18 protein-coding genes and 1 CRISPR repeat array (1 of these 19 cut by a window edge) are annotated in these 21586 nt (G+C 34.2%); of the genes, 16 read left to right on the plus strand and 2 right to left on the minus strand.

What is annotated here, in order from left to right; all coding sequences use genetic code 11:
• Positions 1-141: 141 nt before the first annotated feature.
• From B0A66_RS05220 to B0A66_RS05235, 4 genes are all read left to right on the plus strand, one after another.
• A complete protein-coding gene (locus B0A66_RS05220) occupies positions 142-1095 on the plus strand; it encodes a zinc metalloprotease (protein WP_089048805.1) in 954 nt (317 codons plus the stop codon).
• Between the two features lie 109 nt (positions 1096-1204).
• Positions 1205-2296: an AI-2E family transporter gene (locus tag B0A66_RS05225; RefSeq protein WP_089048806.1), complete on the plus strand. Its 1092-nt coding sequence runs from the start codon at positions 1205-1207 to the stop codon at positions 2294-2296.
• Positions 2297-2298: 2 nt separating this feature from the next.
• A complete protein-coding gene (locus tag B0A66_RS05230; protein ID WP_089048807.1) occupies positions 2299-3480 on the plus strand; it encodes a class I SAM-dependent methyltransferase in 1182 nt (393 codons plus the stop codon).
• Positions 3481-3482: 2 nt separating this feature from the next.
• Complete coding sequence (locus B0A66_RS05235) at positions 3483-4049, plus strand: hypothetical protein (RefSeq protein ID WP_089048808.1); 567 nt, start codon at positions 3483-3485, stop codon at positions 4047-4049.
• A 1-nt stretch (position 4050) separates the two neighbouring features.
• Here the strand turns inward: B0A66_RS05235 and B0A66_RS05240 are convergent, their stop codons facing one another.
• Positions 4051-4722: a M15 family metallopeptidase gene (locus B0A66_RS05240; RefSeq protein WP_089048809.1), complete on the minus strand. Its 672-nt coding sequence runs from the start codon at positions 4720-4722 to the stop codon at positions 4051-4053.
• A 95-nt stretch (positions 4723-4817) separates the two neighbouring features.
• Positions 4818-5639, minus strand: coding sequence for a phospholipase A (locus B0A66_RS05245; RefSeq protein WP_089048810.1), 822 nt, complete (start codon positions 5637-5639; stop codon positions 4818-4820).
• A gap of 455 nt (positions 5640-6094) precedes the next feature.
• On the opposite strand from B0A66_RS05245, the gene B0A66_RS05250 reads away from it, so the two are divergent.
• From B0A66_RS05250 to cas2, 12 genes are all read left to right on the plus strand, one after another.
• Complete coding sequence (locus tag B0A66_RS05250) at positions 6095-8539, plus strand: TonB-dependent receptor (RefSeq protein WP_089048811.1); 2445 nt, start codon at positions 6095-6097, stop codon at positions 8537-8539.
• Between the two features lie 52 nt (positions 8540-8591).
• Positions 8592-9680, plus strand: coding sequence for a PepSY-associated TM helix domain-containing protein (locus B0A66_RS05255; protein WP_244283390.1), 1089 nt, complete (start codon positions 8592-8594; stop codon positions 9678-9680).
• A 326-nt stretch (positions 9681-10006) separates the two neighbouring features.
• Entirely contained in the window at positions 10007-11170 is a 1164-nt protein-coding gene (locus B0A66_RS05260) for a hypothetical protein (protein WP_089048813.1), read from the plus strand.
• Entirely contained in the window at positions 11149-11628 is a 480-nt protein-coding gene (locus B0A66_RS05265; RefSeq protein WP_089048814.1) for a DUF4280 domain-containing protein, read from the plus strand. Before B0A66_RS05260 ends, B0A66_RS05265 begins: the two co-directional genes overlap by 22 nt.
• Positions 11629-11649: 21 nt before the next feature.
• Positions 11650-14517, plus strand: coding sequence for a hypothetical protein (locus B0A66_RS05270; protein WP_089048815.1), 2868 nt, complete (start codon positions 11650-11652; stop codon positions 14515-14517).
• The gene (locus tag B0A66_RS05275) at positions 14514-15467 is read left to right on the plus strand and encodes a hypothetical protein (protein ID WP_123868209.1); all 954 of its coding nucleotides are present in this window, start codon (positions 14514-14516) and stop codon (positions 15465-15467) included. Before B0A66_RS05270 ends, B0A66_RS05275 begins: the two co-directional genes overlap by 4 nt.
• Positions 15468-16424: a hypothetical protein gene (locus B0A66_RS05280; RefSeq protein ID WP_089048817.1), complete on the plus strand. Its 957-nt coding sequence runs from the start codon at positions 15468-15470 to the stop codon at positions 16422-16424.
• A gap of 161 nt (positions 16425-16585) precedes the next feature.
• Positions 16586-17380: a hypothetical protein gene (locus B0A66_RS05285; RefSeq protein WP_123868210.1), complete on the plus strand. Its 795-nt coding sequence runs from the start codon at positions 16586-16588 to the stop codon at positions 17378-17380.
• 84 nt (positions 17381-17464) lie between these two features.
• Positions 17465-18337: a hypothetical protein gene (locus B0A66_RS05290; RefSeq protein WP_089048819.1), complete on the plus strand. Its 873-nt coding sequence runs from the start codon at positions 17465-17467 to the stop codon at positions 18335-18337.
• A gap of 4 nt (positions 18338-18341) precedes the next feature.
• Entirely contained in the window at positions 18342-19295 is a 954-nt protein-coding gene (locus B0A66_RS05295; protein ID WP_089048820.1) for a hypothetical protein, read from the plus strand.
• A gap of 315 nt (positions 19296-19610) precedes the next feature.
• Positions 19611-20528, plus strand: coding sequence for a type II CRISPR-associated endonuclease Cas1 (gene cas1 / locus B0A66_RS05300; RefSeq protein ID WP_089048821.1), 918 nt, complete (start codon positions 19611-19613; stop codon positions 20526-20528).
• The gene (gene cas2, locus B0A66_RS05305) at positions 20504-20833 is read left to right on the plus strand and encodes a CRISPR-associated endonuclease Cas2 (protein ID WP_089048843.1); all 330 of its coding nucleotides are present in this window, start codon (positions 20504-20506) and stop codon (positions 20831-20833) included. Before cas1 ends, cas2 begins: the two co-directional genes overlap by 25 nt.
• Before the next feature lie 158 nt (positions 20834-20991).
• A CRISPR array of direct repeats spans positions 20992-21586; the repeat unit is 36 nt; unit sequence AATATCGTGTTTTCTAATCTTTAATCAAACCACAAC (it continues 1944 nt past the right edge of the window).

Raw genomic sequence — 21586 nt, forward strand, 5'->3', positions numbered from 1 at the left:
GTAAGAACCAGACAACACAAGGGATTGTAAGATTTATCACAAAATTTTTAATATAAATATTTTGTCGCATAATTTTTTTGTTATAAAATTGTTTCAATTATTAACCAAATGTAATTTTTTTAACAAAAAACCCAAACTATTATGAAAAAGGTTCTTTTTTCTGCAATCGCAGCCTTACTGCTGTTTTCTTGTCAAAATGATCAATCTGAATCTGCAGATTCTAACTTAAGCGCTGTTGCTGCACATCGCGGATGTGCTTCTCAGGAAGTATTAGCTGCACAACTAAAAGCAGATCCTACTCTTGCTATTAGAATGAATGAAATTGAGGCTTTTACAGCCAAAAACCTACTAACAGGCCGTTTAGTAAACGGTGTTATTGAAATTCCGGTTGTAGTAAATGTATTGTACAGAACTACAGCAGAAAACATCTCCAATACACAAATTCAATCTCAGATTGATGTATTAAACAAAGATTTTAATGCAACAAACCCTGATTTTGCAAATGTTCCTGCACTATTCTCTGGCGTAAAAGCAAACGTAGGAATTAGATTTGTTTTAGATCAGGTAATTAGAAAATCTACAACAAAATCTTCATGGGGATATAATGATGCTATGAAAAAAGTAGCTCAAGGTGGTCTTGCGCCAACATCTCCAACAACGAAACTTAACATGTGGTCAGCGGTTATTGGTAGCGGTATATTAGGTTATGCGCAATTTCCAGGAGGAGCTGCTGCTACTGACGGTGTTGTTATTGACCCTAAATATTTTGGTTTATCAGGTTCTGCCAATGCGCCATTTAACTTAGGAAGAACAGGTACTCATGAAGTGGGTCACTGGTTGAATTTACGCCATATTTGGGGAGATGCTACTTGCGGAAGTGATTTAGTAAGTGATACTCCAACACATAATGAAGAAAACTATGGTGCGCCAGCATATCCACATTACAGCACATGCTCAGGAACTCCTGTAGAAATGACAATGAACTATATGGATTATGTAAATGACAACGCTATGTACATGTTTACAAACGGTCAAAAAAGCAGAATCGCAGCTATTTTCGCAACAGGTGGTCCAAGAGCGGCATTTGGAATCTAAAAAATAAAAATTGTAATACTAAAAGCGAGATTTAACCATCTCGCTTTTTTTGTGCTCAATACTAAAATTCCCAAAGCTTTTGACTACATTTATATTCTAAACTTAAATTATGATCACATCGAAAGTCATTTCAAACGGAATATTAAGAGCCTTAGCCACTATACTAGTAGTCGGAATTGTTTTGTATTTTTTATACGAAATACAAACTGTAATTGTTTATTTATGCATTTCCTTATTGTTATGCCTTATTGCTAATCCGCTGGTTCAGTTTTTAAAAAACAAACTCAAATTCGGAAATTCCTTAGCAGCATCCGTCACTATAATTCTGTTTGTATTATTAATCGTTGGCTTTATATTGCTATTTGTACCTCTAATTATATCTCAAGCCAATAACTTATCACTTTTAGACACCAATAGCCTCCAGAAACAATTTATTGAAACAGAACGCAGTATCGAAGCTTACTTTAATATTCAGCATTTAGATTTTAATAAAGTACTTAACAACCCTAAAGTTACGTCAATGATGGATTTTAGCTATTTTACCAACTTCATTAATTCTATTATGATATTTGTTGCCGATATGGGAATGGGATTAGTTTCTGTATTTTTTATTACTTTTTTCCTTGTAAAAGATCAGGACAACTTTAAATCAAATGCCAGAAAAATTTTGCCGGATCACAACGAAGACAAGATCATAAACTCAGTAATTAAGATCAACCATTTTTTAACCCGTTATTTTATCGGATTATTGCTGCAGCTAACCGTTGTTTTTATTTTGTACCTTATTGTACTAATCATATTTGGAAATAAAAACGCTTTTGTAATTGCCTTTTTATGTGCGATCCTAAATATCATTCCTTATTTGGGTCCGATTATAGGTACCATATTAGCCGCTATATTAACGATGATTAGTTTAATTGGTCAGGATTTCAGAACTGAAATTTTACCTACAACTATTTATGTCGTAATAGGATTTTTGATTGTTCAGGCTATTGATAATAACATTAGCCAACCTATCATTTCGTCAAAAAGTGTAAATTCGCACCCGTTAGAAATTTTCTTAATTATTTTAATAAGCGGAATTACCTTTGGAATTGTGGGAATGATTATCGCCATTCCGGTTTTTACGATGATAAAAGTAATTTTAAAAGAATTTTTTCCTGACAACAAAATTGTCTCCGTATTAACCGAAAGAATCTAGCATTGAACGAATCGATTTTAAATAAAAACATACAAGAATTTATAACTCAAAATTGTGGTATTTCCGTTGCTAAATTAGCGCTTCAAAAGAATCCGTTTCCAGAAGTAGAATGGATTTCAATTCTAAATCAGATTGAAGCCAAAACGAAAGCAAAAGAGAAATTGCCAACGTGGTTTTCGACAGAAAATATTATTTATCCCAGCAGAGTTTCTGTAGAACAGACTTCTTCTGAAAAAACAGCAATCTATAAAGCCTCCCTTATTTCCGGAAAGACCTTAATTGATCTTACCGGAGGTTTTGGTGTAGATGATTATTACTTTTCCAAAAAGTTCGAGAGCATTACGCATTGCGAAATCAATTCTGATTTATCTGCCATTGTAAAGCATAATTTTGATTGTTTAAAAGTAGAAAATTGTACTTTTCACAACAATGATTCTACGGATGTATTAAGCGAAACCAATCAAAATTTTGACTGGATCTATATTGATCCTTCACGCAGAAATGATGCGAAAGGAAAAGTCTTTATGCTCCGGGATTGTTTACCCAATGTTCCTGAATTATTAGATTTCTATTTTGAAAAAGCGAATGCTGTATTAATTAAAACAGCACCATTATTGGATATTTCTGCTGGCTTATCGGAATTAAAATTCGTCAAAAACATTCATATTGTTGCCTTAGAGAATGAAGTAAAAGAATTGCTTTTCGAAATTCACAATCAGTATCAAGGCGATATCACTATCAAAACGGCTAATATTCTAAAAGATACAACAGAAACTTTTGAATTTGTTTTAGACAGCGAAAACACTTTTGCAACTTTCGATCTTCCTCAAAAATTTGTCTATGAACCCAATGCAGCGATCATGAAATCGGGAGGATTTGATCAGGTAAGTGCAGTTTTTAATTTAGATAAATTGCATAAGCACTCGCACTTATATACATCTGAAGTTTTAATTGATTTTCCGGGAAGAACTTTTGAAACTGAACAGGTCATTCCGTACAGTAAAAATGAGATGAAAACGGCACTAGCGAATCAGCAGGCCAATGTTACAACACGAAATTTTCCGGACACTGTAGAGAACATTAGAAAAAAATGGAAAATAAAAAGTGGCGGAAATGTTTATTGTTTTTTTACAACTGATAAAAATGATAACAAAATAGTTTTAATTTGCAGAAAAATTACTTAAAAATGAAACAACTAATTACATTAACTTTTTTTCTATTAAATCTTTGTGCATTTGCTCAAAAACCATGTGAATACAGTGCTAACGTAAAAGACTCTATCGGAACTTACAAAGTAACTAACGAATATATGATTAGTGAGAAAAACTTTGGGGGAACATTTGATTATCTTTTCTTTTCATTGGCACAAACAGATGGTTTACCAACTTTGAATCTACAGCTTATTCAAAAAAGCAATACGTTTATAAAAGCAAATTGTTTTGATAAAAACTCAAAGATTTTTTTACAATTAGAAAACGGAAAAATTGTTACTTTAATTCATATCGATAAAGAAAACTGTGGTACGTTTATTCAGGGCGAAAAAGGTTCTGACAACCGTATTACAACAGGGATTTTTATGTTCCTGAAAGATAATTTTGAGGAACTTAAAAATTCGCCTATCAGCATTATGAGAGTAAAGTATTTAACGAATACAGAGGACTATATTGTGAAGCGTGAATTGGTTTCTGAGCTTACTAAAAAAACGTATAAGCCCAATACATACTTCATAGACAATATTCGTTGCGTGGAATAGTTTATTCGCAATTCCATTTTTGATTGGAGACTTTATCTTTTAAACCTGTTTTTAAATTATAATGCCACCATTCTGAATCAAAAGAATTGAATCCGTTTTCGATCATCACTTTTTTTAGAAATTTTCTGTTTGCTTTTACAGCATCAGGAAGATTAGTATAATTGTGACTTGCCTGAAATCCGAAGAAATCAAAAGAAGTGCCCATTTCAACTTCTTTACCTTTAGCATCGACTAATGAAATATCAACGGCTCCTCCTCTATTGTGGATGGAGCCTTTTTTTGGATCTGCTACATACTCTGGTTTTGGAACAAGCACAAACATTTTTTTCTGAATAGATAAAGGTCTATAACAATCGTAAAGCTTTATTTTAAAACCTTTTTTCATAAAATCATTATTGGCTGCAATCAAAGCTTTAACCGTTTTTAGGCGTAGAAAACACTCAGCACAATCGTATACTTTTGCTTTTAAGAAATTATCTTCTGTAGCATATTTCATGTCATAAATAAAATCCCTACTGTAGTCTTTTAAATTGACAAAAGTTGTATCGGCAATATCTTGTTTCGATGGAACAGCGTAAGTTTCATTTTGCGCTTTTGATGGAATCGAAAAAAGAAAAATTCCTAAAAAAAGAATGACATTACTATAGCGCGTTATGTTGGTTTTTATTTTCATTTGTACTGGTTATTTGTGGTAAATATAAGTAAAAACGAACGACACCAAAAAATTGGTCTTTATTTCGTGCTCTTTTATATTCCGTTTTGAATTTTCTAAAAAATACTCATATTTTCGGGCTTGATGACAAATCCTAAACGAAGCATACTATCCTGTCTCTGATAATCTATTAAACTTTCGGTATAACCAACAAACCATTGAAGTGTAAGATAGTAATTCTCGTTTGCATACGGTTTCCAGTTTAGCTGTGTTTGCAACGAACCATAATTCAGTAATCCGCTTCCTTTTCTAAACAAAACATCTGCACTCCAGCGCCCCGGTTTGATCTGGTAAGAAGCACTTGCTTCACCATAACCAACATAATTGGTTAGATTGGGATTATCGTCTTTATCTACTAACGGAAACCAGCCTCGCAATCCCACTGTCCAGCGTGGAGAAATTTGCGATTTTAAAGAAAAGGCAAGCATATTCCACGTTCGGGAATAAATAGAATCCCTTCCGTTTGATTCGTGTTCAAAGGATATTGTTCCATACGTTAATCTTCCACCGGCAAGATAAAAAGGACGAACAAGTGCAATACCCGGATTAAAATTAATTTCTGCAAAGGGTTTTGAATTGGCATAGATATCCCAAAATGCTTTTTGTGTATACATTAAGTACGGAAAAAAACCGCCTAAAATTGGTTTTGAATTTAATCGCTGTTTAAAACTAACCTGATATTTTACATCGGCAGAGTTTCTGGTAATGGGACCATTTAAGGGTACTCCGGATAAGAAATAATTGTCGCGGTGGACAGAAAAACTAGCTTCTTTTAAAAGAGAATCGGCTGCACGAAAATCTTTATCGTGTTCGAATAATTGAGCATTAGCATTAAACGAAATTAAAATGCAGAACGTAATTAAATATTTTAGGTACATAGTAAGATTTAAAGTGATAATTGTAAAGTGCTTTTTACACTAATTTACGGTATTTTAATGAATGATTAAGCAATAAAAACAGTTATTTACATGGATTTTCAAAGTCTATTTTACAAAATTATCTTACATACGAAATAAAATAAGTTACTTTCAGGTAAGTAATTTTCGTTGTTTACACCCTGCTTTTTTCTTCTGGTGCGTTGTAATTAATATCCTTTTTTCAATTATACAGAAGAAAACAAAACAATAAAAAATAAACATAAAACACACAAAATAAAGCATTTAAAACTAGAAGTGACTTTTTTTTAAATGGAAAATTTTATCTTATCTAACTTCAATTTCTGGCACATTATCGCTCTGCAATGATCCGATTTCAAAAAATGAGATTAATCTTTATTATTTGTATTTAATCTAAATAACGATAAATTTGCACCACTAAAATTTAAATAACCGCCATGAAATTTACTTATCTGTTTGTGCTGCTTGCTTTTTTTAGCATTGGGCATGCACAAAATTCACAAATTACGGGAACAATAAATTCCGAAAATAATGGAGCAGTTTCTTTCGCTGCTGTATCTGTCAAAAATCTTAAAAAAGGCGCAACTGCCGATGAAAAAGGTTATTTTCAGTTTAACAATTTAACTCCGGGAACTTATACATTAGTTTTTACTGGAATGGGATTTTCTACTCAGGAAAAAACAGTTGACTTACAGGAGAATGAAAAACTAGAACTTAACATTGTTTTAAAAGAAAACATTAATACGCTGCAAACGGTTGAAATTACAGGCCGTAAAGAAAAATCATACCGAAATACAAAATCATTTATTGGAGCTAAAACCGAAATAGCTTTAAAAGATTTGCCTCAGGCTGTTTCGTATGCAACTAAGGAATTAATTGCAGATCAGGGCTCGATTCGTGTGGGTGAAATCGTTAAAAACTTTAGTGGTGTAAGTCAATTTACTTTTTACGATGATATTTCGATTAGAGGATTTAGAATTAATGGAGGAAGTAACACACAATTGCTAAACGGATTAAGAACTTCAACCGGATTCTGGAAACAGCCATTAGCAAATTACTTAGAACGCGTAGAAGTTTTAAAAGGACCGTCATCGGCTTTGTTTGGTAATGCTTCTCCGGGTGGAGTGTTAAACCGTGTAACTAAAAAACCATTAGATCAGGCTGCAAACAGTGTTAGTTTTTCTACAGGAAGTTTTAATACTTTAAGAGCTTTAGCTGACTTTACCGGACCGCTAACGGAAGATAAATCACTTTTGTACCGTTTGAATCTTGGTTACGAAAATGCGAATAGTTTTAGAGATTTACAATTTGATAAAAATCTTGTCTTTGCTCCTTCTCTTTCGTTTTTACCTAATGATAAAACAAGTGTAAATTTCGATTTAATTTATACGAGCTCAAAAAGTATACTAGATCGTGGTCAGTCTACTTATGAGAACAATCTTTATTCGACGAAAACATCTCAATCATTGAACTCAACCAACGATTACCTGAATGAGGAAACGTATATCGTAACAACATCTTTAAATCACCAATTTACAGATCGTTTATCTTTCTCTGCTTCTTATATTCGTACAGGTTACAACGAAGACCTGTTAGAGCATCGTGGTGCAAACAAATATGCTGTAAATGCTGATGGAACCACTATTCCAACAGCTATTGAAATGCAGGTTTTTATGCGTAAGCGTAAGCGCTATATTGACAATCTTTCGAGCTTTTTAAAGTATGAAGCTAAAACCGGTGCACTAAGCCATAATTTGATTGCAGGTTATGATTATGCACAAGAACAAGTTCCGGCAGGAGGTTCTCAATTACAGGCAACAGGATACAGAAATGCTGACAACACAGGATCTATTGCGACTTATAATCCTAACAATAAAAGTGCCTACTTATTAGATGCTCAGGGAAATCCTGTTCCTAACGTAGCACACTTTAATCTTAGTAATCCAACAGGATCACAACAATTGAAGGACATGAGTAAGTATTTTTATCAGGCGCGTCCTTTTGACCCAACCTATTACTCATTGTATGGCGTTTATGTTCAGGATCATATTAAATTTGGCGCTTTTCAAGCCTTATTGGGAATTCGTTATGATGAGTACTCAGATAGAGAAAATTACACCAAAGACAATGAAAACAAAGTAAAACAACATTCGTTTTTACCACGTTTTGGTTTGACATATACCGTAAATCCAAACATTAACCTTTATGGTACGTATGTTCAGGGATATAATCCTCAAACAGCTTCTTCTTTATCGAATCCAAATGCGGGAGGACCTTTTGATCCATTAACAAGTAATATGGTTGAATTTGGAGGTAAATCGTCCTGGTTTAAAGAAAAATTATTTGTAACGCTTGCTTTGTTTAAAATTGAACAAAAAAACACGTTGTACAGTGCTAACGATCCAGCTAATATCGATTTACTGAGAGCGATTGGTAAAGAAGAATCAAAAGGAATTGAAATTGATGTTAACGGAAACATTACACGCGAATGGAGCGTATCTGTAGCGTACTCGTATAATGAAGCGCATATCACAGAGAGTCCGATAGTAGAAGAAATTGGCAGACAAAAACCAAATACTCCGGTTCAACAGGGAAACATCTGGACACGCTACAATTTTACTTATGGAGCCTTAAAAGACTTCGGAATTGCTATGGGATCTAATTTTGTTACCACGCGTAATTTAAGCAACAATGCAACGCAGACTATTCCGGGTTACACCTTGTTTAACGCAGCTTTGTACTACAACATCAATAAATTTAAAATACAGCTTAATGCCAACAATATTACCAATAAAACCTATTGGGTTGGTGGTTATGATTATATTCGTTTGTTTCCGGGTGCTCCAAAAAACTGGATGCTGACACTTGGGTATTCATTTTAAAAAACACTTTACTATATTTGAATTCCAGCAAAGAATTTATATGAATAAAACATTGAAAAAAAATATAGGAAAACTACATTTATGGCTCGGACTTGGTTCCGGGCTTGTAGTTTTTATTGTAGCATTAACAGGTAGTCTTTTGGTTTTTGAAGATGAAATTGATGCGTATGTCAATCCTGAATTTTATACTGTCGCTACTGTTGCAGCACCTAAAAAAACAATTGATTACTGTGTTGCTATTCTTCAAAAACAGCATGCTGTCGAAAAAATAAACCGCATTTACACCTTTAATGCTCCTGATCGTACACTCCGAATTCTAGGCAAAAATACCAAAGGAAAATCGATACTGTTTTCTATTGATCCTTATACCGGAAAAGTCCTGGCAGCTGTACCTCAAAAGAGCCGCTTTTTTTCGGTTGTTTTAGACCTGCACCGTCATTTGATTATGGGTGATTTTGGAAAATTTATCACCGGTTGTTCCGCATTGATTTTTGTTTTCTTATTGATCTCCGGAATGATACTATGGTGGCCAAAAAAGATAAAACATCTCAAACAGCGTTTGACCGTTAAATGGAATGCTTCTTTTAAAAGAGTCAATTGGGACTTTCACTCTACTTTTGGATTTTATAGCTTTCTGGTACTTCTCATCATTTGCTTAACAGGTTTAACATGGTCTTTTAAATGGTTTGAAAGTGGAATTTACCTTCTTGCCGACGGTACAACCAAAAAACCATCTACGAAGGTAAAAAACCCAACCAAAGAAGATCCTAAACTAAATCAAACCGCTTTTTATGATCGTATTTTAAAAGCAACTGATAGTATCTTTCCGTACAAAGGCAATACGCAAATCAGAATGCCTAATGACAGCATCAATAGTATTTTTGTTATTAAAGAAAATCTGGAAAAAGCAGTTCCTAATCAGGCCAGCGCTGCCTATTTTGATCGCTATACAGCTAAAAATATAGAATCAAGACCTTATGAATTGTTCTCAACAGGAGATAAAGTAAGGCGCTTAATTTACCCCATCCACACCGGAAGTATTTACGGATATCCAACCAAAATACTAGCCTTTTTAGTTTGTCTTTTTGCTGCAACCTTACCTATAAGCGGTTTTTTAATCTGGTTAGGCAGGAAAAAATAGTTTGTGGTTTTGGGTTTGTGGTTTGTTGTTGAGAGTTTGTTGTTGAGAGTCAAGAATTGTCAATTCACATTTCACAACTCACAATTCATAATTCATAACTCATAATCAACTTACTCGAAATCAGAAAATTATAAAAAAACTAGAAAATTCTTTATATCCCACAGCTAAAAAGTAAGAAAAACATCTTATCTTGCAGCAATTCCAAACCCGATTTACCCGTAATTCCTGACTATTTTTATAATCTCGAATAACGGGTCGTTTGTGGGTTTTATTTTTTTTATGGTCATGTATTACAGGTAATTAAGAGTTGCTTAATTACAGTAATTATGTCAGATTTAAAAAAAGTTTTCTTAGAAAAAGATACTACACTAGATTTTACTCCTTTTAAAGAAACAAGAGCCTACGGTTATACCTGTCAGGTTTTTGAGAACAACAAATTAGTTCATACTATAGCTTATGAAATAGCCGTTGACAGTTCCCACAGTTACGCTCAGGACGGTTTTATTTTTGAAGTCGATAGAAAAACAGTTTATCTGGACAATGCTATTGCTGCTTCTCAAACAGAACAGATAGCAGATTTATGTTCACAAGCACTTTACCCACTGAAACTAAAAGTCAGTGATGAAAATCTGTTGCTGGAAATACTTAATCATGCCGACATCAAACAGCGATGGAAGAAAATTAAGGACAACTTATCCCTTTATTACAAAGGAAAAATAATATCTGCTCTTCTCCAGAAGACCGAAAAACTGCTATACAACAAAACGGTATTAACAACTTCTCTTTACGAAACCTGGTTCTTCGATCTTTATTTTAGACCTATTTACACCACTTATCAGCACAATGAATCGCTGGATTATTTTTGGAAATCACCCGTATTAGGAAATAAACACATTCGTTACGGAGTCGAACAGTCTTTAGAAGAAAACTACACTGCCACCGATAAAATTGTCATTAAGCTAAAAGGCAGTGCCGTTGACAAAAGATCGATTCAGGAAATCTTACAGCATCGTACTTTCCCAAAAAACACCTTAGCAGGAGTTAAAGTAAAACCAGTTCATTCTGAAATGAATGTAGAATATCAATTGTACAGTGAAGACAATAGTATTTTTTCGATCGTGGCTGAATACCAAATCACTTTGCAGGAAGAAAAACAAAAAACTGTTAAAATAGAACTTTATCACCTGCCGGAGAGTGCCACTTTCAGACCCGCTAAAACGGAAAAGGCTGTGCCAGTAACGCCAACATCCATACCAGTTGAAGACGAGGATTACATTTTTGATATTTCGACAATTGCTGTACCGAAAAAAAAACAAAAATCAGATCAAATGATTTTGGGATCCCCACCGAAAGTTATTCAATTGTACATTCCCGGGCCTTATCCGCCAGATGTTAAAAAAAGCTTGTGGAAACGCATCTTCTCTATTTTCAAAAAAAAGAAAAAAATAATCGAATATAGACAAAATCCATGGAAAAAAACCACTACTTAATACAAGGTGCACTCTGTCAATGCAAGTTTAGTGAAAAACCACAAACCGATGAATTACAGGTAAAAGCACAGTCGAAGCATTTCGCCAACGATCTGCAAGGAAAAGACAAACCCATTGCTACCGATAAGGATATTGGTAAGACAATGAAAAAAAACACTTTTGGGAACTGTACCCTACAGCCTTCCTCGAATGGTAATTTACCTTGTCAAACGGTCATTACCCAGTGGACCGGTTTTTACGAAAAAACAGTTTTGTCCAACGGGGGTAAAATATTATTAGAAAGCAGTATGGCCGGCTGTGCGATTGGAGGCCCGAATTGTATTGTCGTAAAAGATCACGGACAAACCCCCGAAATGGCAGAACAAATCGAAGACAGCAATCCCGAAATATTGCATGAAATCTTTCCCTGTGTGGACTTCTACGATCTTAATAACAAAAGCCTGATGATTGAAAATTAAAGTATAAGTAACTAAAAATATATGAGCCAAAAATTACGTATAATCCCTAAAATGCCTTTGGTTTCCGGTCAAACATACGATGAAAGTATGGGCTGTTTAACGCTCTCTTCCTGCGGAACTTTTACAGTAGAAATTGTTCCTTCGGAATGTTTTCATGAAAATGTTCCAAAACCATTACCTCCTTTTCGCGAACTAACTCCGGAAGAAGTTCTTGATATGCCTGATAAGGGGGATAGAATTTATTATGTAGAAAGACACACAAAAAGAAAACTGGCAGAAAAAAAATATGAAGAAGATGTAGCTGCTTACGACAAACAAATAAAAGAGGAACTGGCAACCCTAAGCTGGTGCTGGGAAGTAGTGGGAAATGGTATGAAGAATAAAATCATGAAGCACAACCCGAATTTAAGCATCGGAATACCTAAGCATTACCAAAAAGATTTTAATTTCCCTAAACTTCTTGTTGGTGGCGGTTTTGCATGGGTTGAAGCCTTTACCGATAATGATCCTGCGATTGGAGACACGCCGTTCGGTTTATACGTCTGCGCCAAAGGAACACCACAAATTATAAATGTCGTCTGGACAGATTTTAAAGGAAATCCCATTACGACAACGGTAAAATTTGGCTCAAAAATACTGCTCAACATTTACACCATAGACATGTTTGGAGTCGATCTTACGGTGACCTTATGGGACAAGGATAAATACAAGCCCAATGATACCAAACCAGACGGTAAAATGGAAAGCTTTGAATGTGAAGTGCTGACGGCTGAATTAAAAGAGAATGAAGAAGGTATAAAAGGCGTTTCAGGCGGAATTAAGATAGACGGAGAATCGCAAACCCATGTTCAAAAAGCACAAATTCCAGTTTTAATCGATCATGACTGGATGTTTGATGGAGGAAGATGTCAGGGAATTTTACTTACGGCAGAATGTATGTACACGGAGAAAAAATATCCTGTACCTGAACATAAGCAATTGCTAATCGCATGGGATGGCGAAAAATACGAACAAAAAAGAAAACCGGTAAACAATGTCGCTTTTATAGGGAAAGTAGAAACCTTTATTTCAAGTTTCAGACCTTGCCGTTACGACAAAATCGAATTAAAAAAACAAGGCAAAGCGGGCGGACTTGTTCTGTTTGATTCGGCGATAAACAAGCAAAGAGCAATAACCAATTTTGATGTTGAGATCATAGCCGGAAAAAAAGAAAAATACATTTTAGATATTGATTTTCACAGTTTAGATTGTAACACAGAGCCCACGCATCATAACAATGAAATTGCCGTACTGGCTATTCCATTAGATTATGAACTGCAGCCAAAAGCAGGTTCCCGACTGGAACACCTGCTTAAAAAAGAAGAAAAACCACTGTTTACCTCATCATCAAGTCATAGCAGCAGCCTGTTTGGCTTTAACTCTACTCAAAAAGAAGTTGTTTCGAAAGAAACCGGTATTGTAGCCATCAGAGAAAATCAGGTTGAGTTTGATGCTTTTTTTAATTATGATATTCCGCAAGATGAGAATCCTATGAGCACTTTTATGAAAGCCATGCAGTATTGCAGTCTTTCTGATTTAAGCCAAAGTTATATCAAAAAAATATCGATTCGTACCGACACCTGTGCTTTTCAGCAGGATATTAATATAGCGATATACCCTGATATTAAATGGACGCTAAAGGTGGGGTTCAATGTCGAAGCAAATGATATAGAAAAACTCAACAGAAAGGGCGGTACTTTTGCTCCGCTTAAAACCTTTCAGCATGTCGCCGACGAAAAAGATAAAGCCAACTTTGAGGTAAATGAAAGCAACTCCCCAAAAGTAAACAACGAGAACCAAAGGAGAAAAGAAACGCTCGATCGTGCCGCAAAACATTTTACAGACGAATATCAGCTAAAACCAAAACAAACAGCTGTAGCTCCGGTAAGTGAAGGAACGAGCTTTAAAGAAGTTTTTGATATCCTGAGAAGAATGACACTTTCCTTTGGAGAAGAACATTACGGTGGTGCTGTACAAAATGAGTTGACAGACAAATTTGCCAGACAAATGTACGAATGCTACAAAAGCAACATTGATCTTGTAAAAAACCTGATTAGCATTTTTGACGGCACATTTGATCAAAAACCGTTTAACCCAAAGGATGAGAAAGATATTGACGGTTTGATGGGAAGACTGCAACGCAAACCGGTTGAATACAAAATGCTATATCCTAAAATCGCTGCTGCTGCTTCCTGGTCGTGTGATCCTATAGATGGTAAAAAACATCCGGAACTGAAAGGCAGATTAGGTGTGGGTGTTGATCTTCAACTCAAAGCCACTCCCCTTTTGGGCGTTGCCATACAATGGGATCTTCTGGAGCTTTTATGTAGGCGCCACCCTATTGCTTATGCGGTATTAAAAGCGATTGACGGTCTTACCTACATACTGGCTGACGACCAGAGTGCCGTAAACCTGAACTTTGTTGTATCAGGGCAAATAGACACCACTATCGATTTTCAGTACAACAAACTGGCGGGTTTTAAAGAGTTTCATAAAGCGGGCAGATCGAGTATTAGAACAGCTATAGAATTTAAGATAAACATATCCAACAAATACAAAACACTCGGCTACGAAACGATAGCATCTTTTGAATATAATGGTACCGCTGAAGCCGTAATTGGGGTAAAAGACTGGTACGGTATCGATGAAAATGGCTTTTTTGTGAAAACAAAAATAGAATTTGAAGGAATTAAACTCTCCTTCTCAGCCACAGGAACTATATTTATTATAAACGACGAATATGATAAAAAACAAAACAAACCAATACTTGATGCTAAAAAAGAGTACAAAGGTGACATCACTTTTTTGCAATGGGACTATCAAACCGATAAAATATACTTACTATCATGAAAAAACTACTAACCACACTATTATTGAGTTACAGCCTGATGGTTTGCGCTCAAAAAAAACAAATCAATAAAGAAGACATTATGAACGAAGAAAGCATAAAAAAAGTAACCAACATTTACAACCAAGTAAAAAGATACAAATACAACCCAAGCTATACCCTACATATCGAAAAGGCTGCTAACTTTACTTTTGAAGTCTTAGTCAATGATTATCCAATGTTTATTGAATACAATCCTCATGTTATGTCTGGTTCCAAACCTATCAATCATGCTATACTAAAACCTGGTAAACAAAAACTCACCATTCGTATGACACCACCTGTAGATAAAGAGTATAATATGGGACATGAAATCGACATGGAAAATATAACCTTAAAACTCAGTATCAATTACGGAGAATATGTGTTACAAAAAGTTAGCGAGTTTAAAGAAGCCCTGCGCTACGAACTTCCCCAACAAAAAGGCAAATTGCCTTATTATGAGGTCAATCTAGAGTTTGATGCTATTGCACCGTATCAAAATGATATTGAGGGCTGGCAAAACGGGGTTGATTTAACCAAAGAAGATAAAGACAAACTGCTCAAAGAAGTAGAAGATTTTTATAAAGAACTGATCAAATATTATGATGCCAAAGATGTAAATGCATTGGCTTCAAAATACTACAAAAGACAATTTGAAATTGCACAAAGCCACTATCAAACTAAAATATATGATTCTCAAATAGTAGTTGATGCATGGATGAAAAATGTTAATGATACTAAACCATTTATTTTCAATCAATATGTTATGCGATTTTTTGGCAATGGAAAAATGGTTGCTCTAGTCAAAACAGATAAATATTACATCAATTATTCTTCATTAATGAGAGAGGATGCCAAAGGAAATTATACTTATTATGGACTTATGTTGCATCGTCCAAAACCAGGTGCTCCATTAGAAGTAATACGATAAATGATGAAGACAGTTTATACACTCTTATTCTGTTTTACTTTTTTATTTTCTGGTGCACAAAAACAAATCAATAAAGAAGACATTATGAATGAAGAAAACGTAAAAAAAGTAACTAACATTTACAACGAAGTAAAAAGATACAAATACAACCCAAGCTATACCCTGCATATCGAAAAGGCTGCTAACTTTACTTTTGAAGTCTTAGTCAATGATTATCCAATGTTTATTGAATACAATCCTCATGTTATGTCTGGTTCCAAACCTATCAATCATGCTATACTAAAACCTGGTAAACAAAAACTCACCATTCGTATGACACCACCTGTAGATAAAGAGTATAATATGGGACATGAAATCGACATGGAAAATATAACCTTAAAACTCAGTATCAATTACGGAGAATATGTGTTACAAAAAGTTAGCGAGTTTAAAGAAGCCCTGCGCTACGAACTTCCCCAACAAAAAGGCAAATTGCCTTATTATGAGGTCAATCTAGAGTTTGATGCTATCGCGCCTTATCAAGAGGATATCGAGGGCTGGCAAAACGGTGTAGATTTAACCAAAGAAGACAAAGACAAACTCCTTAAGGAGGTAGAAGAATTTTATAAAAACATCATACAAGACTATGAAAATCAGGATGTAAATGCTCTTGCCTCTAAATACTACAAAAGACAATTCGAAATGGAACAAACTCATTATATAACCAAAATATATGAATCTGAAATGGTCGTAGACGCATGGGTAAAAAATGTTAATGATGACCGCCCTTTTATTTTTAATGGGTACATGCTACGTTTTTATGGTAATGGAAAAATGGTCGCTTTAGTCAAGACCGATAAATACTATATTAATCTCACTGCACTTATGCGAGAAGATCCAGAAACAGGTAAAGCTTCTGCATACCCAATATATCTCTACCGCCCAAAACCAGGTGCACCACTAGAAGTAATACGATAACCTATGAAGACAGTTTACAACCTCCTATTCTGTTTTGCTTTTTTATTTTCTTGTGCACAAAAACAAATCAATAAAGAAGACATTATGAATGAAGAACACGTAAAAAAAATAACCAACATTTATAACCAAGTAAAAATGTATGAATATAACCAACCTATACCTTGCACATAGAAAAAGCTGCCAATTTTACATTTGAAGCTTTAGTCAATGATTTTCCCATTTTTATAGAATACAATCCTCACATTATGTCAGGTTCTAAGCCAATTAACGAAGCGATACTAAAACCAGGCAAACAAAAACTCACCATTCGCATGACACCACCTGTAGATAAAAACTACAATATAGGGCATGAAATCGACATGGAAAATATAGCTTTAAAACTAAGCATTAATTACGGTGAATATGTCTTGGAAAAAGTGGACCAATTTAAAGAAGCATTGCGCTATGAACTGCCTGTACAAAAAGGCAAACTGCCTTATTATGAGGTAAATTTAGAGTTTGATGCCATTGCCCCATATCAAAACGATATCGAGGGCTGGCAAAATGGAGCCGATTTAACCAAAGAAGATAAAGATAAACTCCTCAAAGAAGTAGAAGAATTTTATAAAGAACTGATAGGATACTATGATGCCAAAAATGTAAATAGCCTTGCTTCAAAATACTATAAAAGACAATTTGAAGTTGCACAAACCAATTATCAAACCAAAATATATGATTCACAAATAGTAGCAGACGAATGGGTAAAAGACGTCAATGAAACTAGACCATTTATTTTCGATCAATACATGCTACGATTTTATGGTGACGGAAAAATGGTAGCTCTAGTCAAAACTGATAAATATTATATTAATCTTTCTACACTTATGCGAGAAGACCCAAAAACTGGTAAATCAGTTTGGTACCACATGTATTTGCATCGCCCAAAACCAGGTGCTCCACTAGAAGTAATACGATAACCTATGAAAACAGTTTACACCCTCCTATTCTGTTTTACTTTTTTATTTTCTGGTGCACAAAAACAAATAAATAAAGAAGATATTATGAACGAAGAAAACGTAAAAAAAGTAACTAATATTTACAACCAAGTAAAAACATACAAATACAACCCGAGTTATACGCTACACATAGAAAAAGCTGCCAATTTTACTTTTGAAGCCTTAGTCAATGATTATCCTATGTTTATCGAATACAACCCTCGCGTTATCTCTGGTTCTAAACCTATCAATCATGCTATACTAAAACCCGGTAAACAAAAACTCACCATTCGTATGACACCTCCTGTAGATAAAGATTACAATATGGAGCATGAAATTGACATGGAAAATATAGCCTTAAAACTCAGCATCAATTACGGAGAATATGTGTTAGAAAAAGTAAAAGACTTTAAAGAAGCTCTACGATACGAATTGCCCCAACAAAAAGGCAAACTGCCTTATTATGAAGTCAATTTAGAGTTTGATGCCATAGCGTCCTATCAAGAGGATATCGAGGGCTGGCAAAGCGGCGTAGATTTAACCAAAGAAGATAAAGACAAACTGCTCAAAGAGGTAGAAGATTTTTATAAAAACATCATACAAGATTATGAAAAGCAGGACGTAAATTCGCTTGCTTCTAAATACTACAAAAAACAGTTTGAAATTGCACAAACTAACTATATGACCAAAATGTATGAGTCTCAAATAGTAGTAGATGAATGGGTAAAAGATATTAATGAAACAGCTCCTTTTATTTTTGATCACTACATGCTGCGCTTTTATGGTAACGGTAAAATGGTCGCTTTAGTGAAAACTGATAAATACTATATTAATCTTTCTACACTTATGCGAGAAGACCCTGAAACCAGTGAAGCTACTTGGTATCATATGTACCTCTATCGCCCAAAACCAGGTGCTCCACTAGAAGTAATACGATAAACCTATGAAGACAGTTTATACCCTCCTATTCTGTTTTGGTTTTTTATTTTCTTGTGCTCAAAAAGAAATAAATAAAGAAGACATTACGAACGAAGAAAACGTAAAAAAAGTAACCAACATTTATAACGAAGTAAAAAGATATGACTATAACCCAACATATACTTTGCACATAGAAAAGGCTGCTAATTTTAGCTTTGAAGCCTTGATCAATGATTTTCCAGTCTTTGAAGAATACAATCCTCGCATTATGTCAGGTTCTAAACCTATTAATCATGCGATACTAAAATCAGGAAAGCAAAAACTCACCATTCGCATGACACCACCTGTAGATAAAGAATATAATATGGGACATGAAATCGACATGGGAAATATAGCTTTAAAACTCAGCATTAACTATGGGGAATATGTATTGGAAAAAGTAAACGAATTTAAAGAAGCCTTACGTTATGAATTGCCTGCACAAAAAGGCAAACTACCGTATTACGAAGTAAATTTAGAGTTTGATGCAATTGCTCCTTATGAAAATGATATTGAAGGTTGGCAAAATGGAGCCGATTTAACCAAAGAAGATAAAGATAAACTTCTAAAAGAAGTAGAAGCTTTTTATAAAGAACTAATAGAATACTACAATACCAAAGATGTAAATGCACTTGCTTTTAAATATTACAAAAAACAATTTGAAATGGAGCAAGCTCATTACGTTACCAAAATGTATGAATCTCAAATGGTAGTAGACGCATGGGTGAAAGATGTTAATGAACTTGCTCCTTTTGTTTTCGATCAATATATGTTACGCTTTTATGGCCGCGGTAAAATGGTCGCTTTAGTCAAAACCGATAAATATTATATTAATCTTTCTACATTAATGAGAGAAGATCCACAAAGTGGTAAATCGATTGAATACAAAATGTTCCTTTATCGCCCAAAACCAGGTGCGCCATTAGAAGTAATACGATAACCTATGAAGACAGTTTATACACTCTTATTGTCTTGAAATTAAAATATCTACCGACCCGATGGATGTTTATTACCTAATTTATAATGATAGCGCCGGATTAATATCCGGCGCTATCATTATATGTTTCCAACTTCTGCTTTTTTTTAAATAATTATAGAAAATTCCGTACAAACGATCGATATTGTAGTAAAAGATTTTAATGTGTTAGAGATTGCATACAAAGTTTAGTATAAAAAATAACTAAATTCTTGAACTGAGGAAAACCGTAAAAAAATAAGAACTTTAAACTAGAACTTTAAACAAATAATTAAAGTTATGCTAAAAAGAACTATTTTAATTGAAAACAAGTTTTCTATTACAGCAAAAAATAACCAACTAGTATTAAAATCAGAAATCAAGGAAAGTACTATCCCGATTGAAGATATAGGTTTTCTGGTTCTAGATCATAACGAAATTTACCTCAGTATTCCTGCGGTGAATTTACTTGTTGAGAATAACACTTCTATTATAATCTGCGGAAAGAATCATTTACCTAATGGAATGTTACTGAATCTTAACAGTCATCACATTCAGCAGGAAATATTCAAGAATCAAATTGAAGCTTCTATACCACTAAAGAAACAATTGTGGCAACAAACTATTATTGAAAAGATTAAAAATCAGGGTCAATTACTCGAAAAAATAACGAAATCAAAACAAAACACTTTTGTGTTTCTTGCCAGTAAAGTTTTAAGTGGTGATTCCTCTAATATGGAAGGGGTTGCGGCACAGCAATATTGGAAACATTTCCCTCAGCCTAATTTACAATTTGATGGTATTAAGCGAGAACGCTATGGTGACTATCCTAATAATTTTTTGAATTATGGTTATGCCATTTTAAGAGCCGCAACTGCAAGGGCACTTTCGGGAAGTGGATTATTAAACACCTTAGGCATTCATCATAAAAGCAAGTATAATGCTTTTGCCCTTGCCGATGATATTATGGAACCGTTTCGTCCTATTGTCGATGAAAAAGTTTATGAAATTATGCAGCGTTTTGATGAACAAGATTTAAACACGGTTATCAAGGCTGAATTATTACAAATTCTCACCAGAACAGTTTATTTTAAGGATGAAAAAAGTCCTTTGATGATTGCTTTACAAAAGACTGCTAGTTCTCTCCAACAATGCTTTACAGGAAATAGGAAAAAAATTAAATATCCAGCATTATGGAGCTTAACGGATATCGAATAATGTGGTTGTTTGTTTTTTTTGATCTCCCCACAGAAACAAAAAAAGACAGGCGAAATGCATCTGGGTTTAGAACCAATTTATTGAAAGATGGATTTTCGATGATGCAATATTCTGTATATGTGCGTCATTGTGCAAGCAGCGAAAGTGCCGATGTTCATGAAAAGCGAATTCATAAACTTTTACCTCCCCTAGGAAAAGTAAGCGTACTGCGAATAACCGATAAACAATTTGGCAATATTTTGAATTTTTGGGGAAAAGCAGCTCAACCCTCAGCTCCTCAACCGACGCAACTTGAATTATTCTGACACTGATTATTTAAACAACATTTACTGTCTCCATTCAAAAAATAAACGCTACAATTGAAAAAATGCCTCAATTATGAATTATCAAAGCATAAAAGAGGCATTTTTCTAAACGATATTCGTATATAAACCATTGTATATGAGAAGCAAACAAGCCAACTAATATCGTGTTTTCTAATCTTTAATCAAACCACAACCAGCTTGCACCTCTTAATTTTTGGGAAGGAATATCGTGTTTTCTAATCTTTAATCAAACCACAACTAAAATACCTGATGGCATCCGGATCAGAAAAATATCGTGTTTTCTAATCTTTAATCAAACCACAACAGGATGCTTTGAATAGTTTGCAGGATCAAAAATATCGTGTTTTCTAATCTTTAATCAAACCACAACACAAACTACGGTAGTTGTAAACAAATCAAAATATCGTGTTTTCTAATCTTTAATCAAACCACAACTGTTCTCCCATTTTCCAATAGAGTCAAGTAAATATCGTGTTTTCTAATCTTTAATCAAACCACAACACCATTTCTTTTAACTGATTCCAAACATCAAATATCGTGTTTTCTAATCTTTAATCAAACCACAACGCGGTGGGGATAAGGTTTTGTTTTTGGATAAATATCGTGTTTTCTAATCTTTAATCAAACCACAACGTAATGAAGGATAAAAATAAAACAAGGCAAAATATCGTGTTTTCTAATCTTTAATCAAACCACAACAATAAAAGAATATAATGTAAAAAAAAATGAAAT

It is taken from the genome of Flavobacterium hercynium (assembly GCF_002217285.1).
GTDB lineage: Bacteria > Bacteroidota > Bacteroidia > Flavobacteriales > Flavobacteriaceae > Flavobacterium > Flavobacterium hercynium.

Bases quoted from the DNA above. Each gene is read 5' to 3' on its own strand.
- B0A66_RS05260 (WP_089048813.1), top strand. From the start codon at position 10,007: ATGTCAGATTTAAAAAAAGTTTTCTTAGAAAAAGATACTACACTAGAT.
- cas1 (WP_089048821.1), top strand. From the start codon at position 19,611: ATGCTAAAAAGAACTATTTTAATTGAAAACAAGTTTTCTATTACAGCA.
- B0A66_RS05295 (WP_089048820.1), top strand. From the start codon at position 18,342: ATGAAGACAGTTTATACCCTCCTATTCTGTTTTGGTTTTTTATTTTCT.
- B0A66_RS05220 (WP_089048805.1), top strand. From the start codon at position 142: ATGAAAAAGGTTCTTTTTTCTGCAATCGCAGCCTTACTGCTGTTTTCT.
- cas2 (WP_089048843.1), top strand. From the start codon at position 20,504: ATGGAGCTTAACGGATATCGAATAATGTGGTTGTTTGTTTTTTTTGAT.
- B0A66_RS05275 (WP_123868209.1), top strand. From the start codon at position 14,514: ATGAAAAAACTACTAACCACACTATTATTGAGTTACAGCCTGATGGTT.
- B0A66_RS05250 (WP_089048811.1), top strand. From the start codon at position 6,095: ATGAAATTTACTTATCTGTTTGTGCTGCTTGCTTTTTTTAGCATTGGG.
- B0A66_RS05225 (WP_089048806.1), top strand. From the start codon at position 1,205: ATGATCACATCGAAAGTCATTTCAAACGGAATATTAAGAGCCTTAGCC.
- B0A66_RS05240 (WP_089048809.1), bottom strand. From the start codon at position 4,722: ATGAAAATAAAAACCAACATAACGCGCTATAGTAATGTCATTCTTTTT.
- B0A66_RS05235 (WP_089048808.1), top strand. From the start codon at position 3,483: ATGAAACAACTAATTACATTAACTTTTTTTCTATTAAATCTTTGTGCA.
- B0A66_RS05280 (WP_089048817.1), top strand. From the start codon at position 15,468: ATGATGAAGACAGTTTATACACTCTTATTCTGTTTTACTTTTTTATTT.
- B0A66_RS05290 (WP_089048819.1), top strand. From the start codon at position 17,465: ATGAACGAAGAAAACGTAAAAAAAGTAACTAATATTTACAACCAAGTA.
- B0A66_RS05265 (WP_089048814.1), top strand. From the start codon at position 11,149: ATGGAAAAAAACCACTACTTAATACAAGGTGCACTCTGTCAATGCAAG.
- B0A66_RS05270 (WP_089048815.1), top strand. From the start codon at position 11,650: ATGAGCCAAAAATTACGTATAATCCCTAAAATGCCTTTGGTTTCCGGT.
- B0A66_RS05245 (WP_089048810.1), bottom strand. From the start codon at position 5,639: ATGTACCTAAAATATTTAATTACGTTCTGCATTTTAATTTCGTTTAAT.